Source organism: Moraxella sp. ZY210820, assembly GCF_030674635.1.
Taxonomy (GTDB): Bacteria; Pseudomonadota; Gammaproteobacteria; order Pseudomonadales; family Moraxellaceae; genus Acinetobacter.
In genome coordinates, this window is sequence record NZ_CP089978.1 from 1,201,309 (window position 1) to 1,216,996 (window position 15,688).

Annotated in this window: 17 protein-coding genes; 13 read left to right on the forward strand and 4 right to left on the reverse strand. The window is 33.7% G+C overall.

What is annotated here, in order from left to right:
- Positions 1 to 10: 10 nt before the first annotated feature.
- From LU301_RS06100 to LU301_RS06110, 3 genes are all read right to left on the reverse strand, one after another.
- Complete coding sequence (locus LU301_RS06100) at positions 11 to 1,810, reverse strand: tetratricopeptide repeat protein (protein WP_305273893.1); 1,800 nt, start codon at positions 1,808 to 1,810, stop codon at positions 11 to 13.
- 70 nt (positions 1,811 to 1,880) lie between these two features.
- Positions 1,881 to 3,602 (reverse strand): glutamine--tRNA ligase/YqeY domain fusion protein, encoded by a 1,722-nt coding sequence (locus tag LU301_RS06105; protein WP_370692180.1) that lies wholly within the window; start codon positions 3,600 to 3,602, stop codon positions 1,881 to 1,883.
- 122 nt (positions 3,603 to 3,724) lie between these two features.
- Complete coding sequence (locus LU301_RS06110; RefSeq protein WP_305268632.1) at positions 3,725 to 5,113, reverse strand: amino acid permease; 1,389 nt, start codon at positions 5,111 to 5,113, stop codon at positions 3,725 to 3,727.
- 246 nt (positions 5,114 to 5,359) lie between these two features.
- Here LU301_RS06110 and rraA point away from each other — a divergent pair, with 246 nt between their 5' ends.
- A complete protein-coding gene (gene rraA / locus LU301_RS06115) occupies positions 5,360 to 5,860 on the forward strand; it encodes a ribonuclease E activity regulator RraA (protein WP_305268636.1) in 501 nt (166 codons plus the stop codon).
- Between the two features lie 606 nt (positions 5,861 to 6,466).
- Here rraA and LU301_RS06120 read toward each other — a convergent pair.
- Positions 6,467 to 6,661, reverse strand: coding sequence for a hypothetical protein (locus LU301_RS06120; RefSeq protein WP_305268639.1), 195 nt, complete (start codon positions 6,659 to 6,661; stop codon positions 6,467 to 6,469).
- A 185-nt stretch (positions 6,662 to 6,846) separates the two neighbouring features.
- On the opposite strand from LU301_RS06120, the gene LU301_RS06125 reads away from it, so the two are divergent.
- The 12 genes from LU301_RS06125 to purN all read left to right on the forward strand — a co-directional run bounded on the left by LU301_RS06125 (position 6,847) and on the right by purN (position 15,651).
- Positions 6,847 to 7,125, forward strand: a complete 279-nt coding sequence (locus LU301_RS06125) for a hypothetical protein (protein ID WP_305268641.1) — start codon at positions 6,847 to 6,849, stop codon at positions 7,123 to 7,125.
- Between the two features lie 18 nt (positions 7,126 to 7,143).
- Positions 7,144 to 8,496: a phage/plasmid replication protein, II/X family gene (locus LU301_RS06130; protein WP_305268644.1), complete on the forward strand. Its 1,353-nt coding sequence runs from the start codon at positions 7,144 to 7,146 to the stop codon at positions 8,494 to 8,496.
- A gap of 11 nt (positions 8,497 to 8,507) precedes the next feature.
- Positions 8,508 to 8,798, forward strand: coding sequence for a hypothetical protein (locus LU301_RS06135; protein ID WP_305268647.1), 291 nt, complete (start codon positions 8,508 to 8,510; stop codon positions 8,796 to 8,798).
- A 63-nt stretch (positions 8,799 to 8,861) separates the two neighbouring features.
- Positions 8,862 to 9,011 carry a hypothetical protein gene (locus LU301_RS06140; protein WP_305268651.1) on the forward strand — a complete coding sequence of 50 codons (150 nt, stop codon included), beginning with the start codon at positions 8,862 to 8,864 and terminating at the stop codon, positions 9,009 to 9,011.
- A 13-nt stretch (positions 9,012 to 9,024) separates the two neighbouring features.
- The gene (locus tag LU301_RS06145; protein ID WP_305268654.1) at positions 9,025 to 9,255 is read left to right on the forward strand and encodes a hypothetical protein; all 231 of its coding nucleotides are present in this window, start codon (positions 9,025 to 9,027) and stop codon (positions 9,253 to 9,255) included.
- Positions 9,256 to 9,459: 204 nt separating this feature from the next.
- The gene (locus LU301_RS06150) at positions 9,460 to 9,765 is read left to right on the forward strand and encodes a major capsid protein (RefSeq protein WP_305268657.1); all 306 of its coding nucleotides are present in this window, start codon (positions 9,460 to 9,462) and stop codon (positions 9,763 to 9,765) included.
- 113 nt (positions 9,766 to 9,878) lie between these two features.
- Positions 9,879 to 11,318 (forward strand): virulence factor TspB C-terminal domain-related protein, encoded by a 1,440-nt coding sequence (locus LU301_RS06155; protein ID WP_305268660.1) that lies wholly within the window; start codon positions 9,879 to 9,881, stop codon positions 11,316 to 11,318.
- A complete protein-coding gene (locus LU301_RS06160) occupies positions 11,318 to 11,599 on the forward strand; it encodes a DUF2523 family protein (RefSeq protein WP_305268662.1) in 282 nt (93 codons plus the stop codon). Before LU301_RS06155 ends, LU301_RS06160 begins: the two co-directional genes overlap by 1 nt.
- A 34-nt stretch (positions 11,600 to 11,633) precedes the next feature.
- Positions 11,634 to 13,154 carry a zonular occludens toxin domain-containing protein gene (locus LU301_RS06165; RefSeq protein WP_305268664.1) on the forward strand — a complete coding sequence of 507 codons (1,521 nt, stop codon included), beginning with the start codon at positions 11,634 to 11,636 and terminating at the stop codon, positions 13,152 to 13,154.
- Positions 13,155 to 13,315: 161 nt separating this feature from the next.
- Positions 13,316 to 13,498, forward strand: a complete 183-nt coding sequence (locus LU301_RS06170; protein WP_305268666.1) for a hypothetical protein — start codon at positions 13,316 to 13,318, stop codon at positions 13,496 to 13,498.
- A gap of 452 nt (positions 13,499 to 13,950) precedes the next feature.
- Complete coding sequence (purM, locus tag LU301_RS06175) at positions 13,951 to 15,006, forward strand: phosphoribosylformylglycinamidine cyclo-ligase (protein ID WP_305268669.1); 1,056 nt, start codon at positions 13,951 to 13,953, stop codon at positions 15,004 to 15,006.
- Positions 15,007 to 15,651 carry a phosphoribosylglycinamide formyltransferase gene (gene purN / locus LU301_RS06180; protein ID WP_305268672.1) on the forward strand — a complete coding sequence of 215 codons (645 nt, stop codon included), beginning with the start codon at positions 15,007 to 15,009 and terminating at the stop codon, positions 15,649 to 15,651.
- Positions 15,652 to 15,688: the final 37 nt, after the last annotated feature.

The following is a 15,688-nucleotide window of genomic DNA, read 5'->3' on the forward strand; positions in this document are numbered from 1 at the left end:
TTTGCTTTTACTAAGCAGTACGAAATGGATTTTTAGATAATTGCACTTTTGAAGCACTATCCTCTTCACCTAATAATCGTACAATAAATGGATAATACTCTTTAGCTCCAGTGGCAATATATACATTTTTAATGTGTCGTTTTACAGGTTCAGGATAATCAATATATAACCATTTTTTATCAAAATCTGTTTGAATACGAGTATCATTTAATGAAGTTATGTCACATATACGACACTCTTGTTCCTCTTGGAATGCTGAATGTTTGACCAAATATTGCAATGGCAATAAAATAAGACTGACAAGCTCTAGGGCTTCTTTTTTCTTTTTCCCCTTAACATTGTTTAAAATATTTTGGATAAGTTCTTTTATATACCCCAAAAGAGTTTTAATTTCTTTCTCTTTTGTTTGAATATTTTTTTTGTACTTTTTCCATAATTTTTCAATTACTGTTTCTGATTTCTCATCAGCAAATTCACGATAAAAAGTCATTTTATCTCGTTGAGCCAAGCGAATATAACCTGTTTCAGGGTCTATATAAATACAACGGTAAATAGGTAGCTTTTCATTTGGCTTTTTATCATCTTGACTAGCATTTAATTTATTGAAAACCTTGATATTTGAAAATAAGCCATCATTGTTCAATGAAAAGAAATCCTGACCAAAAACTAAGCTAATGCCAGTTGCTTCTTGTTGGTTGGTTTTACCATATAATCTAAATTGATTTAAATTATCATGATTAAGTGTAAAACAAGCAATAAAAGGGCTGTACTGCATATTTCCATACTCATCATCTAGACATAATTCTGTATTAAGATACTTAAATAAAATATTTCCCTCAGTTGGGTCATTCATATCATAAATTTTATTTAATCTTAATAACCCAGTAACACCGTTAATATGCTTATCTTTATCTAAAAAGATACGAACAACATTAATATTCGTATAATGAGCTAACTTTCTTTCAAACTCATCATTAAAATGAATTTGTAATTGATTTTGTATGCTTAGCATACATCCAAATAACCCAAAAAAATCTTGATATTGAGTAAATTCAATAATTTTAGTCAATATAAAATTCTTAAAATCAGGTTTAGTGCGATAAGACTCATTCAAATATTTTTCTGCTATTTTTTGTTTATTTTCTTTCAGATAAAGAATTCCTAGATTAAATTGAGCTTTAGCGTATTGTATAGAGTCATATTCACGTTTAATATTTAGATAACATTCAATCGCTTGATTAATATTATCTTTTTGCCAATAAATCACACCTAAATCTAATTGAGCATGAACATAAATTGAAGCATTATCTTCATATTTAATATTTAGATAATATTCAATGGCTTTATCAATATTACCTTCTTGTTTATAAGTAATAGCTAAATAGAGTTGAGCTTTGGCATAGATTGAAACATTATCTTCACGTTTAATATTTAGATAGCATTCAATTTCTTTATCAAAATTACCTTTTTCCCCATAAGTAACACCTAAATTAAATTGAGTATGAGCATAGATTGAAGCATTATCTTCATGTTTAATATTTAGATAGCATTCAATTTCTTTATCAATCTCTCCTTTTTGATGATAAGCAATACTTAAATTCCATTGAGATTCAGCATATATTAAAGCATCATATTCACGTTTAATATTTAGATAATATTCAATCGCTTTATCAATATTACCTTTTTGATGATAATTAATACCTAAATTTGATTGAGCTTGAGCATAAGCCTTATCCCCATCTTTTTCTCTCGTTACTTTTTCCCACTCAGCAATTTGAGCATTTAATTCATTTTCTTGTTCAGGTGTCATCTCATTCACTCTAACATTTAAAAAATTAGAAAAAAACGCAAAGCCTTACCAACTTTGCGTTTTATTTATATTAAGCAGGCTTATAACTGTCCTTTAAATCCAAAATCCGATTAAATACAGGTTTTTCGCTAGAATGGTCATAACGGTCAGCCACAAAATAGCCTTCTCGTTCAAATTGGAATCGCTCTTCATTTTGAGCAGCTACCAATGACGGCTCTAATACCGCTTCCACTACTTTTAATGAATTTGGATTTAAATTGGCAATAAAGTCATCACCTTCATCAGGATTAGACACGCTAAATAAACGGTCATAAATACGCACTTTGGCTTTTACACCAAGATTTGCCGATACCCAATGAATCACGCCTTTGACTTTGCGTCCTTCTGGGTTATTGCCAAGCGTTTTTTCATCAATCGTGGCAACAAGTTCTACCACTTCGCCATTGTCATCGCAAATATGTTCTTCAATTTTTAAAATATAGCTATTACGCAAACGAATTTCAGGATTATTTGGCGATAGGCGTTTATAATCGGCTGGCGGATTAAGTTCAAAATCCGATTTATCAATATAAATTTCACGAGTAAATGGGATTTCACGGCTACCCATTTCACCATTTGGGTGTTTTGATGAACTAATCCAAAGCGTGCCATTATCAAGGCGAGCAACCACGCTTTCTTTTTTCAACTCAGCGAATTTTGCCACCGCTTCATCAAAGTTTTTAATGGTAACTTTTAATGGATTAAGCACCACCATTGCACGGCTTGCCGAATTTTCAAGCGACTGACGGATACAATATTCAAGCATTGCTACATCAATGACCGTATCATTTTTGGACACACCCACCCGTTTACAAAAATCTTGTAAACCTTCTGGCGTAAAGCCACGACGACGCATTCCAACAATAGTTGGCATTCGTGGGTCGTCCCAACCTGCAACAAAACCACCTTCTACCAATTTTTTAAGTTTGCGTTTTGACGTGATGGTATAATCTACATTTAAACGGCTAGATTCATATTGATGCGGCACAGCAGGCGATTTAACTTTTTCCACCACCCAATCATAAAACGGACGATGATCAACAAATTCAAGTGTACATAGTGAATGGCTAATGCCTTCAATCGCATCAGACAATGGGTGAGCGTAGTCATACATCGGATAAATGCACCATTTATCGCCCGTTTGATGATGAGCAGAATGTAAAATACGGTACAAAATTGGGTCTCGCATATGCACATTTGGACTGGTCATATCAATTTTAGCACGCAAAACGGCTTCGCCTTCCTTAAATTCGCCATTTTTCATTTTTTCAAACAAGGCTAAATTTTCGTCCACTGACTGTTCACGATAAGGCGAATTAATACCCGCTTGCCATGAAGTCCCACGATTTGCCTTTAATTCTTCAGGGCTTTGCAAATCCACATAGGCATCGCCTTGTTTGATGAGCTGAATCGCCCATTCATACAATTTATCAAAATAGCTAGACGCATAACGAGCTTCGCCATTCCATTGAAAGCCAAGCCATTCAATATCATTTTGAATACCATCAACAAATTCTTGATCTTCGGCAGTTGGGTTAGTATCATCAAAACGCAAATTACACACCCCACCATATTCTTTGGCAATGCTAAAATTTAAACAAATTGCTTTACAATGTCCAATGTGCAAATAGCCATTTGGCTCTGGTGGAAAGCGAGTTACCACCTCTGTAACTTTGCCTGATTTAACATCATCAGAGATAATTTGGCGGATAAAATCTAAGCCCACTGTTTCATTATTAGAAATATTGCTCATAAATTACTCTTTACAAATATAAGATAAAATACTTTAACATTCTAACAGGTTTAGCCAAAAATGTCTGAATATTTTGCAATCATCATACATAAAAAGAGAGCTTTTCAGCTCTCTTAAATTGGTTAATTTACTTTATTGCGATAAAACAGATAATGGCTCAGATAGCAACCTGCAATAAACACCATACAACAAATAAAACCAACAATCAACTCAGGGTCAAATAACATACTCACACCTGTAATGGTACACATAATAAAACCTAGAATTGGTACAATAGGGAACAATGGTGCGGCAAATGCTAAGTCTTGTTTAGTTTTACCTGATTTATACCATTGACGTCGGAAATTGTATTGACTTAAACAAATACTCATCCACACCACAACCATGGTAAAAGCAGCTACACCTAATAGGTTTTTGAAAATAGTTTCTGGTGCAAAAATTTCTGAGAATAAACCAGGGACAGCCCCCATCATAGTTGCAACAATCGCAATCATTGGCGTACCAGATGGCGATAATTTAGAAAACACTTTTGGTAATTGACCACGTTCAGATAATGACCAAAGCATACGAGAAGCCGCATATAAACTCGAATTTGCCGCTGATAATAATGCCGTAATAATCACAAAACGGATAATATCTTCCGCATAAGGTACACCAATATAATTAAATACCGTTACAAATGGACTATTACTAATATCGCCTCCTAAACCTGCTTGTTCATAAGGCAATAAAGCACTAATGACAATAATAGTACCAACAAAGAAAATAAGTAAACGCCACACCGCTGCATTAATCGCCTTTGGTACATTTTTGGCAGGGTCTTTGGTTTCACCTGCAGCAACACCAATTAACTCGATCCCTGAAAAGGCAAAATTCACCACTAGCATTGTGGTAAAAATAGGCATAAAACCTTGTGGAAACCAGCCATGAGATGTTAAATTACTAAATAATGGGGCAGTTTCATAGCCTTGATAAGATACCAAGCCAAAAATTGCACACAAACCAAGTAAAATAAAAATGATTACTGTCGCAACTTTTACTAAACACAACCAAAATTCAGATTCCGCAAATAATCGTGTTGAACTAATATTAAGCAGAAAAATCGTGGTAGCAAAAATAATCGTCCAAAGCCACATACTTATATGTGGGAACCATTCTTGCATTAGTAGAGCAGCCGCAGTAAATTCAGTGCCTAGTGTAACAGTCCATGTAAACCAATACAGCCATGACATAGTATAACCTGTGGCAGGGCCAATATAGGCATTAGCATATTCACCAAAGGCACCTGATGTTGGCATATGTACCGCCAATTCCCCCAAACATAGCATAACCATATAAGCAACTACTGCACCCAATAAATAGGCAATAATTGCACCAATTGGACCTGTATCAGCGATTACTTCGCCAGAACTTAAAAATAAGCCTGTACCGATAGCACCACCCAAAGAAATCATGATGACATGTCGAGCAGACATGGAACGCTTAAGCGTTGAATGTTGTAAATTTTGCATAATTGTATCAAATCAATTTATTATAACTTGCTTATTGTAAAGATTTTTTAAAATAGTGCAATCATCAAAACATTGAGAATATTAAATTTTGTTGAATTTTAATCATTAAATTATTATTTGTATTTTTATTTATTTTAATTCTAGTATAATCTACGACTAAAGCATATAAATAATTCATACACAATATGTGAAAAATTAAATATAATAAACGCATATTATTCTCAATTTAGTGAAATAGGGGTTTATATGACTCAATTTGTAACATGTGATTTACTTGATGATAATCCTGAAAAAAACTTGCAAGTTTTAATTCCAAGTTTAGACGGTAAATTTTTTAAAAGTTATGGCAAACGTAAAACGTTTGGCGGACAAATTGTAACCGTAAAATGTTTTGAAGATAATTCTCGTGTAAAAGAATTATTAGCGACTGATGGAACGGGTAAAGTTTTGGTGGTCGATGGTGGTGCATCTATGCGTTGTGCATTGATGGGCGATTTAATCGCAGAATCAGCAGTTAAAAATCATTGGAATGGTGTCATTATTTACGGTTGTGTGCGTGATGTTGATGCGATTGCTGAACTTGACTTAGGTGTACACGCATTGGCGAGTATTCCACAAAAAAGTAACCGTAAAGGCGTTGGGGAAGTGGATATTGATCTTCATTTTGGTCAAGTAACATTTAAATCTGGTCATTATGTTTATGCAGACAATAATGGCATTATTGTGTGCGATGAAGCTTTAGTTTAATTCCTGTCGTTCACATCTAACATTATGCTGATAAATCGCTAAGTTCACACTTGGCGATTTATGGTATTTATCAATCATAAATTATTTTTTAATCTATTTAAACAATTAACGATAATATTTTGAATACTTGTTTATCAATAAAAAAGCAATTTTAATTTATAATTTATGAATATACAATGTAATTATTTTCATAAATTAAATGATGTGATATGACAATATAATTTTATCTATTTAACATAATATTTAAAATATATTATTATAAGCAATGTTTTATGATTTCGCATAATTATCGGAGTTATGTTACATGGGCTTGTACATTGCACAAAACGCTTAATTTATGCTCTATAAATTAAGCGTTTTGTCAATGTTGCTATGCTTGCAAACAGCAAAAGCCCATTTAGCATAATGTGTATTATGCGACATGGTAAATATTATAAAAAATACCTTAATTAAAAAATTAATTTGTGGCTAAAAATCGCACGCCATCGACACTCGTCACATCGGCTAGCGATTGCGATGGCGTGGCGTGCGTGAGCCTTGTCCACGTCATTTAATGGTGGACTTTCGACCGAAGTTTCGGCATTTTAGTGTTTTTTTTAACCGTTTTTAGTCGTCTTTTCCTAGCACTTCTTCTCTATATTTTACGACTTCATCAGCTTTTAAATTTTTTAGATGATATTTTATTAGGGCATGAATTATGTCTGATTCTTTCATTACTGTTTTTCGTTCGATAATGAATTTCATCAAAACTTCTTTCACATCTTCAACTTCATCCGTTCGGATTTTATACACTTTGCTCATTTTTAAAAGTTACCTAGTTAAAAAATTTAATTTTAACATTTTAAAAGTATTGACAAGTTACCTTTAAATTTTGTTTAATATATTTAACAAGTTTAAAAGTAACTTTTCTTGTTGCTCTGCAAATCATTCTTTGACTATGGGGTGGTTTGCAGTTCCATAGTCTAAACATAGTCGGAGTATTTGAAATGAACATTTCACAGAGCCAATCTTTATTAAATCAGATTTCTGAGTCAAATTTATCTGATGTTGTAAAAACACAGTTACATGGTATGCACTCAAATTTAGAAAGTGCTAAGGGTGTTGTTGATAGCTTGATTGAGTATAAAGCTTTAAAAACTTATATCATTTGTTTGCGTGATTCTGAACTTTTACCAAGTTACAAGGCTGATATTTGGTTGTCTTTTTCTAAGTTCGTAAATAACAACGTTGCTAATTTGGCTTTATCTGATAATTTTGATTTATAAATATTTTTGGACATAACAATGATTGACACTCTCGAACTTTCAATACCTTTTGATGATTCGTTGGTCGAAACATTAGCAGATGGACGTTTTGCGTTCGTGGGTGTCAATTTACAGGAAATGGATATTATGCTAGGAGCGAGAACAGTCTATTGGGACGATGAAGACGAAATGAGAACAGGAGAACTATACCACCCATTTGAAAGCCTGCCTACTAATTTTACTGGTATGGCGTGTAAAGTTTATTTTGATAGTTTCTATTATCCCCATGTAAAAATTAAAGGCAGTGTCGCTAAGATTATGCAGGGTCATAATGTCTTTGGTACGGATAATTTACAATATTGTGTTACTGAAATGTTATATTGGCTCAATAATGCATATCCGTCTTTATACGGTATGCTTGCGGTTCAATGTGCTGAAGTTACTCGCATAGATATTACTTATATGTCTAAAGTACAGAGCGAAAAAATTGTACGTCAAATTATCGACTTTTTAAGTCGTGTCAATAACGGTCATACTAAAGCGACCAATGATAAAAAATACGAAACTACAGCATATTGGGGCGGTGCTACATCACGTCTGTTACGTCTTAAATGCTATGGCAAATATGAAGAGTTTAAATCTCAACTTGATGAGTACAAAAATAAAGCGGAAAAGGGCGATAGTCAAGCGTTGAAAATTGTTAAAGCGATGAGTGATGTACGTTTACTAGAGATGGCTCGTAATAGCTTACGATGGGAAGCAACATTTTTAAAACGTTATTTACAGCGTAATAACTTGCCCACCAATGCTTTTGAATTAATCAATGTCCAAAAGAAAGATAGCAACCTATTTAAAAATTTATGGTTTAAAGGTTTTGGCAATATATTTCAAGCGTTAAAAGGTCAAGAGATGAAGTTAGTGAATGATGATGAAGTATTGAACAAGATTAAAAATGCCTTTGGCGTGGTGCAACGTGAAAAGTTAAAAAGTCCATTGAGTAAGTGGCATTATCGCTATATGCGACAAATTGAATGCTACCAAATGAACCGATTTAATTTATTGTTTTTAAATAAAAAAATCAAGTTTGGCTATCGTAAAGCTAATAATCTTTACGACTTTTATCGTTCGTTGAAATTAGATGGCTATGATGTGGTGCAATCAAGCGGGCGTTATAGCCGTTCTCGATTTAATGAATTAGTTAAGGATTTAACGAGTGTAGGCTTTTCTAAGTCCTATTTACAGAATTTACATGCTGATAGTAATACAGAAATTATTCAAATTGTAGATGTGATTAACATTGATTTCGAACATCAAACCCCTGATTGGTGGGTAGAACCAATTCCAACGCCTATGAGAATGGCAGTTAATGAAAGTTATTTAGATGTTGCTTAAGGAGCATATTTATGAGTTTATCAATCCGTACCGCCAAAATGGTGGTTGTACCAGAAAGTTATGAAGCTAAAAATGGCGTGAATTATACCACGACTATTTTTGAGCCTACTCAATATAATCTAAAGGTTAGCCCAGAAGCTAAAGACCCTGTAAAAATTAAAGAATTGCTAGATAAAGCGATTGAGGACGGTTTACAAGTTGATATTGAATTTAATCAAATTAAAGACCGTTGGGGCAATACAACATTAATGATTTATGATGCTACTGTCGTTCCTAAATCTATGCCACAGGCTAAGTCTTAGAAAGGAGTAAATTATGATTGGTCCAGATGATGATACTGTAATTGTAGTTCCGATAGGCTAAAAATGAAAACGATTGAATTAAATCAGCGTGAAATCGAATTTCTTAAATCAATTTTGAATGAAGAGATTAATAAATTTGATGTAAAAAATTCAGATGATGAAGCTGAATATCGTTATGATACTGCTTGCGATATTCTTGGAATGCTTGAATAAAAGGTTTTAAGAAATGCACCTTTTTATTCCTATTTCTGCATTTTTTTCTTTGTTTTTTTTGCTTTATATTCATTCATATTCTATTGAAAAAGAAGCTTTAGCAAAAAAGATTTTCTCTGATAAAACTTGTTTGATGGTTGAAAACCATTATAAATCAACATTCTTTTTATCAGATGTAAAACAGGTTTATAAGTGCCGTGATGGTGTTTATGAAATTAATTATGATTTAGAAAAATATCGTTAAAGGTTTTAATAAATGCAATACGTTTGCAACCGACTTATACAAAACGTATGTATTGAATGGGCAGAGTATAAGGCTGTTAGCTGGGTTGATATGCTCGCAATTAACAAGCAAGAAATGTATATGTTGATGGGTGCGATACTTGGTATCTATTCTGTTGTCATGGCATTTATTGCATTTAATAACTTTGTTAAGAGGGCTTAAATTATGGGTAATGCTTATAATTTGAATCAAAATGTAGTAGCGGTTCAGTATGATGAACATTCAAAAACTACATTTATGCAACGTACTAAAAACTTTTTTGGACGTGCAAAACAATCTTTAGCGGTTGGTGTTGCAGGTGCAAGCGGTTTAGTACTTACACAAAATGCAGTCGCTGCGGAACTTGATTTCTCGGGTGCTACTGAAGAGTTGTCAGGCGTTAAAACTACGATTGTAGCAATTATTGGTGCACTTGTAGTCTTAGTCGGAATTGGCTTAGCTTGGAAGTACTTCAAGCGTACTGCACACTAAGGTGTAACATATGGTCGAAGAATCTGTATTGTATTGGGTACCTGTTATTGTTTTATGGCTTGCATTACATATTCTTGCTACAAAACTTTAATATATGATACAGGTTTTTTACCATGAAATTAAGTCATTTATTTTTATCAGTTTTTTTATTTTTATTAGTTTCAAATGCTAATGCTAATGCTTTTAAATTGGGCTCTAGCGGTAAAGGTGATTTGAATATTCGTGGTGTTTTGGACGGTCATGATTCTTCAGGTTCAGATATATATGGTGAAGCACCTGATGCCATTTTTAAGGGTAAGTCTGTTACTTCATGTTCAAATGCTGTTTCTATTTATAATGCTTATTATCAAGATTTCGAAAGGAAAAGAGCTAAAGGATTAAATTTAGATTATACTCCTGTTCCTAGTATTGTTTATAAGGGGCAGTACTATTTGGGGGATAATAATACGTATGGTATATATCTTGAGTGTTATGTTGATAATTTTATATTTAATAGTATATTAATTAAAAAAGTTCGTAATCCTGATAGTGATTGGGGTAACTGTCCTAAGGGCTTAACTGGTTCGATGTTATTTAATGAAAGTCCGAATAAGGGCTATAGTTGCCTCGGTGCTGATGCTCGAAGTAAGATAGATGGTCGTTTTTTACATGGCTGTCAAGTACAGTTTAATGAAGTATTAACACTTAAAAAACCGATTGATGGTAATCGTTATCAAGGAGAATATTCTACAACAGGTCAAACTTGTTCGTCAGGTATTCCGCAAGGCTCTGAAAATCCAAAAGAGAAAGAACCTAAACAACCAACACCACCCAAAGACCCTCCAAAAGACAACCCCAAAGAACCCGATTGCCCATCAGGTCATAATAGTGGTACGTTTAATGGTAAGTTAATTTGTGTTCCAAAAGTTCCAGATGCTCCGAATACTCCGCCTAGCGATGATAATTCTAAGTCTGATGACACTAAAAAAGATGAGAACAAGCCGAATGAACCTAAAGACACAACTAATCCGCCTAATGAGAATAATCCTGCAAATCCTACAAATAATAACGGTTCCGCTAATGGGGGCGGTTCTAGCGGTGGTGGTAATCATTCTAATAGCGGTGGGGGTGCTAACAATGGCTCGCCAAATGGGGCTAATAACGGTTCCGCTAATGGGGGTATGAGTGGCGATAATACAGGCTCTAGCGGTACTGGTACAGACGGCACAGGCGAAAAAGACGGCAACGGCAAAGATGATAAAGACGGCAACGGCATATTAGATTTTTTAAAAGATTTATTTAAAGATGATGTAAATAATCATATTCCACAAGATACAAATTTGGAATTTCCAACGCCTAATTTGCCAAAACCAAATACAAATTTAAGTTATAGTGCTTATTGTCCTGCTCCATTAACTGTACCTTATAACTTTGCGGGGGTAAGCGGTACGATGGAATTTACTTTTGAGTATATTTGTCGAATTTGTGAATTTTTACGTCCTGTTGTCATTGCAGTATCTACTTTTTTATCTGCTTTGATTGTATCAGGTGTAACAACTCGGAGTAATAGTTAATGTGGGGTTTGCTTGCTCGACTGCTGACAGGCTTATCACGTGGATTTCTTAAGAATGTATTGCTTGGAGCTGGTCTTATGCTTGGCTCTTATGCTATTGTGATGATTACATTTAATCAAGCAGTAGAAGCAGTTCGTTCATCTATGGGGGCTATACCTGCTGATGTATTGGCATTGATTAGTCTAGCAGGCTTTGACCATGCCATGAGTATTATTTTAGGTGCAGTGGCTACACGAATTACACTTAATCAAGAAAAATTGTTTATTAAGAAAGCAAGTTAAGTTATTGAAATTAAAAGTTATAGTTGATTGAATTATGTTACATCTTATCACAGGAACCCCGGGAAGTGGAAAGACTTTATACGCTGTTTATCTGATTGATAAACAAGAAATCGCAAATCAAAACGCATTAAAATACAATGCTAAGATTTATGCTGAAAATAAAAAACTAATACAAGACAATGAGTTACAACACTATTTTAACGCTTATACTTATTTCTCAAAAATCACAAAACAACAAGAAACAGTATACTTTGATGATGATTACTTTGATTATTTTGCAGATGAACAACGAAAAGAAAACATCTTTTTAGACATTAAATTTTATAATGGCATTTGTAAAAATATACAAGAAGATTTATCGATTAATCTCAAACAGTTAAAATATGTACGCCATATTTACGCCAATATTGACGGTTTAAAGGTGGACAATGTAAGAGAAATTGAGATAGATTGGCGTAAATGTCCAGACGGCTCAATTATTTTTTATGATGAAATTCAATTACTTGATGAGTATGCTTGTGAGAATAAAAAAGATGAAAAGGGCATAATCAAGTACTTAACTGTACATCGACATCGTGCATTTGACATTTACGGCATTACCCAGTTCCCTAGATTGGTGCATACTGGATTTAGGGACGTTGTAGGCTTGCATTATCATCTACATAGGGGGTGGGGTGCAAAATCTGCTACGGTTTATGTGTGGGCAAACTGTAGAGAAAAACCGAACTCACTTGGCAACAAGTGGACAGCGGAACGAGATTTTAGATTTAACTATCCTAAGCGATTGTATGAAGTTTATGAGTCTGCAACGGCTGATACACACAAATTCCGTATTCCGTACAAATTCTTGCTCTTATTGTTAATACCGTTAGCAGGTTTGCTCATGGTTATTTACGCACTATCAGGGGACAATAAAACGTTCTTTGATACGATTTATGGCGATGACAAAAAGAAAGACAAAACAACTGTAAAAGCGGATAAAGAGCAAATATCAACATCAATGACCGACAAAGAAATTCAAGATGTTTTAGCGGTTGCTTGCCAAAAAGATGAAAATAAGCAACTTCCAGAATGTTTAGAATATCAAGCTACCCTAGTAGCACAACAAGAAAAAACCACGCCACAAACGCAAAATATGAACAATCAGGCGATAAAATACGATATATCTAAGCCTTATGATGTTGATACATCACAATTAGACTATCAAATTACTGAAAAACCGCTCTTAACGGGTTGTATTTTGTACGAAAAACAATGTAAATGCTACACACAGCAAGCGACTATTATCAAGATGAGTTATCAAGACTGTAAACGTTATATTAGTGGCGATAGACCTTTTAACTATTTCAAACAGTCATCACAAGGCTATGATTACAGAAATGTGGACTACAGTAGTCAGAATGTGGAACAGTCTTTACAACAACCGCAACAGCTCTCAAATGATGTTGAAAAAGAGACAAAATCTAGCAGGGTTATCAATGCTGGCAATAATGCTGATTTCTTTGCAACTGAAAAAACCGAATTGATAGGAGTAACTAATGTCAATCATAGGTAATTTTATTTATTGCTCTTTTTGCGATTTTCCAAATGATTTTTCTAATTCATCATGTTTACATTGTGATTATGAATTGGATAAACATTGTTTGATATGTGGAGATTGTGAAAAAGAATTAACAGATGATGATATTTGTTTAGTATGCTTAATTGGAGTAACGAATGTCAATTAATACTTGTAAAATCAATGAAATACCCGAAAAGGTACTCAATGATACTTTAGATGTCATGATTTTATTGTCTATGTCATGGTTTGGTATAGGCTTGATGTTTGGCTTTTGGCTATTTTTTATGATTGGTTCTAGGTTTAAATTAAAAAAATGTGATTGTTCTCAATCAATTTGAATTAAAAAAGCGGGAATGGAACCGCTTTTTTAATGTCTTAACAAAATTAATACATATCAAAATGTATATTTTATAACCAAAATATAATAAACAAATAAATAATTTAAATTATCAAAAAGATAAAAAATAAAATCAACTGCTCAAATAATATTCATACTCTAAAAATCATCATTCATTTAAATACTATTGTTATTTATTGAAAATCTATATAAATTAACTATTTACCATTTCGCATAATATATATTATGTTAAATAAAATATTGTTTTAAATTGTTTTAATTAAATCTAGCCATTGCTAGTATTGAGATATAAAAACTGAGTTTTCTATATAGTTTATTTATTATCAAAATGAACTAAGCATATTTGACCAAATTTTATATCAATAAAATATGAATATAAACTGTTAAAATCAGGTACAATATAAACATTTTAATTATTCTTGATGATGACTTATGAGCAATTCTACTGGTTTAAGTTATAAAGACGCTGGTGTTGATATTGAAGCTGGCGATGCCCTAGTTGAGCGTATTAAATCTGTGGCAAAACGTACAACTCGCCCTGAAGTTATGGGTGGTTTGGGTGGTTTTGGTGCATTGTGCAAAATTCCTAAAGGTTATGAAGAACCTGTTTTAGTTTCTGGGACTGATGGTGTTGGTACTAAATTACGCCTTGCCCTAAACTTAAATAAACATGATACCATTGGTCAAGATTTAGTCGCAATGTGTGTCAATGATTTATTGGTTACAGGTGCTGAGCCTTTATTTTTCTTAGATTATTATGCAACTGGTCATTTAAATATAGATGTTGCTGCTAATGTTGTTGCAGGTATTGGTAAAGGCTGTGAGTTAGCTGGCTGTGCATTAGTTGGTGGTGAAACTGCTGAAATGCCAGGTATGTATGAAGGCGAAGATTATGATTTAGCAGGCTTTGCTGTAGGCGTAGTTGAAGCAAGTAAAATTATTGATGGTTCAAAAGTAAAAGCTGGTGATGTATTAATCGGTTTGGCTTCAAGTGGTGTACATTCAAATGGTTATTCATTGGTGCGTAAAATCATTGAAGTAAAAAATATTGATTTAAATACAGAACTTAATGGTCAAAAATTAAGTGATTTGGTGATGGAACCAACTCGTATTTATGTAAAACCAGTTTTGGAATTATGTAAGCAAGTTGATGTTCATGCGATGGCTCATATTACAGGTGGTGGTTTACCAGGTAATGTGCCACGTGTATTACCAGATGGTTTGCGTGCAACGATTGATGAAAGTTCATGGACTTGGTCGCCATTGTTCAAATTCTTACAAGAACAAGGTCAAGTTGAACAATTTGAAATGTACCGCACTTTCAACTGTGGCGTGGGTATGGTGATTGCAGTTGATGCAAGCGAAGCTCAAAAAGCTATTGATATTTTAACTGCTCAAGGCGAGAAAGCATGGAAAATCGGTCAAATTGATACCGATGAACAATCAGTCAAAGGTGCTGATGAAAAAATCCGTGTGGTATTTGCATAAATGAATATTGCTATTTTAGTTTCTGGTAATGGCAGTAATTTACAAGCCCTGATTGACTTCGGTCTTTCAGGGAAAATTGTTGGTGTATTATCCAATCAAGCCAATGCTTATGCGTTAGAGCGTGCCAAAAATGCAGGTATTGCAACCGCTATTATTTCTCATAAAGACTTCCCTAATCGTGAAAGTTTTGATGAGCAAATGCACCAGCAATTACTCGCTTGGAATGTTGATTTAGTCGTACTCGCTGGATTCATGCGGATTTTAAGTGCAACTTTTGTTGAGCAATGGTCTGGGAAAATGGTAAATATCCACCCTTCCCTATTACCCGCTTATAAAGGTATGCATACTCATCGACGTGTACTACATAGTGGAGATACTTTACATGGTTGTACAGTACATTTTGTTACGCCTGAATTAGACTCAGGTCAAGCAATTGCACAAGGCATATTACAAGTTAAACCACATGATGATGAAAATACTTTAGCACAACGTGTTCATCAGATTGAGCATTTTATTTATCCACAAGTGGTTGAATGGATTTGTACGCAACAAGTAAATTATCAAACCTTTCATAATGATACAGCCCAAGTCTATTATCGCCAAAAGCCATTACTCAAACCTATTCTGTTTTATCAAGATGAATAGTTGGGATTTATGCTAACTTATTGATAATATTTAGATT

What these genes read in the sequence shown, in the direction of transcription:
- LU301_RS06100 (WP_305273893.1), bottom strand. Translation starts at nt 1,810, where the DNA reads ATGACACCTGAACAAGAAAATGAATTAAATGCTCAAATTGCTGAGTGG.
- LU301_RS06105 (WP_370692180.1), bottom strand. Translation starts at nt 3,602, where the DNA reads ATGAGCAATATTTCTAATAATGAAACAGTGGGCTTAGATTTTATCCGC.
- LU301_RS06110 (WP_305268632.1), bottom strand. Translation starts at nt 5,113, where the DNA reads ATGCAAAATTTACAACATTCAACGCTTAAGCGTTCCATGTCTGCTCGA.
- rraA (WP_305268636.1), top strand. Translation starts at nt 5,360, where the DNA reads ATGACTCAATTTGTAACATGTGATTTACTTGATGATAATCCTGAAAAA.
- LU301_RS06120 (WP_305268639.1), bottom strand. Translation starts at nt 6,661, where the DNA reads ATGAGCAAAGTGTATAAAATCCGAACGGATGAAGTTGAAGATGTGAAA.
- LU301_RS06125 (WP_305268641.1), top strand. Translation starts at nt 6,847, where the DNA reads ATGAACATTTCACAGAGCCAATCTTTATTAAATCAGATTTCTGAGTCA.
- LU301_RS06130 (WP_305268644.1), top strand. Translation starts at nt 7,144, where the DNA reads ATGATTGACACTCTCGAACTTTCAATACCTTTTGATGATTCGTTGGTC.
- LU301_RS06135 (WP_305268647.1), top strand. Translation starts at nt 8,508, where the DNA reads ATGAGTTTATCAATCCGTACCGCCAAAATGGTGGTTGTACCAGAAAGT.
- LU301_RS06140 (WP_305268651.1), top strand. Translation starts at nt 8,862, where the DNA reads ATGAAAACGATTGAATTAAATCAGCGTGAAATCGAATTTCTTAAATCA.
- LU301_RS06145 (WP_305268654.1), top strand. Translation starts at nt 9,025, where the DNA reads ATGCACCTTTTTATTCCTATTTCTGCATTTTTTTCTTTGTTTTTTTTG.
- LU301_RS06150 (WP_305268657.1), top strand. Translation starts at nt 9,460, where the DNA reads ATGGGTAATGCTTATAATTTGAATCAAAATGTAGTAGCGGTTCAGTAT.
- LU301_RS06155 (WP_305268660.1), top strand. Translation starts at nt 9,879, where the DNA reads ATGAAATTAAGTCATTTATTTTTATCAGTTTTTTTATTTTTATTAGTT.
- LU301_RS06160 (WP_305268662.1), top strand. Translation starts at nt 11,318, where the DNA reads ATGTGGGGTTTGCTTGCTCGACTGCTGACAGGCTTATCACGTGGATTT.
- LU301_RS06165 (WP_305268664.1), top strand. Translation starts at nt 11,634, where the DNA reads ATGTTACATCTTATCACAGGAACCCCGGGAAGTGGAAAGACTTTATAC.
- LU301_RS06170 (WP_305268666.1), top strand. Translation starts at nt 13,316, where the DNA reads ATGTCAATTAATACTTGTAAAATCAATGAAATACCCGAAAAGGTACTC.
- purM (WP_305268669.1), top strand. Translation starts at nt 13,951, where the DNA reads ATGAGCAATTCTACTGGTTTAAGTTATAAAGACGCTGGTGTTGATATT.
- purN (WP_305268672.1), top strand. Translation starts at nt 15,007, where the DNA reads ATGAATATTGCTATTTTAGTTTCTGGTAATGGCAGTAATTTACAAGCC.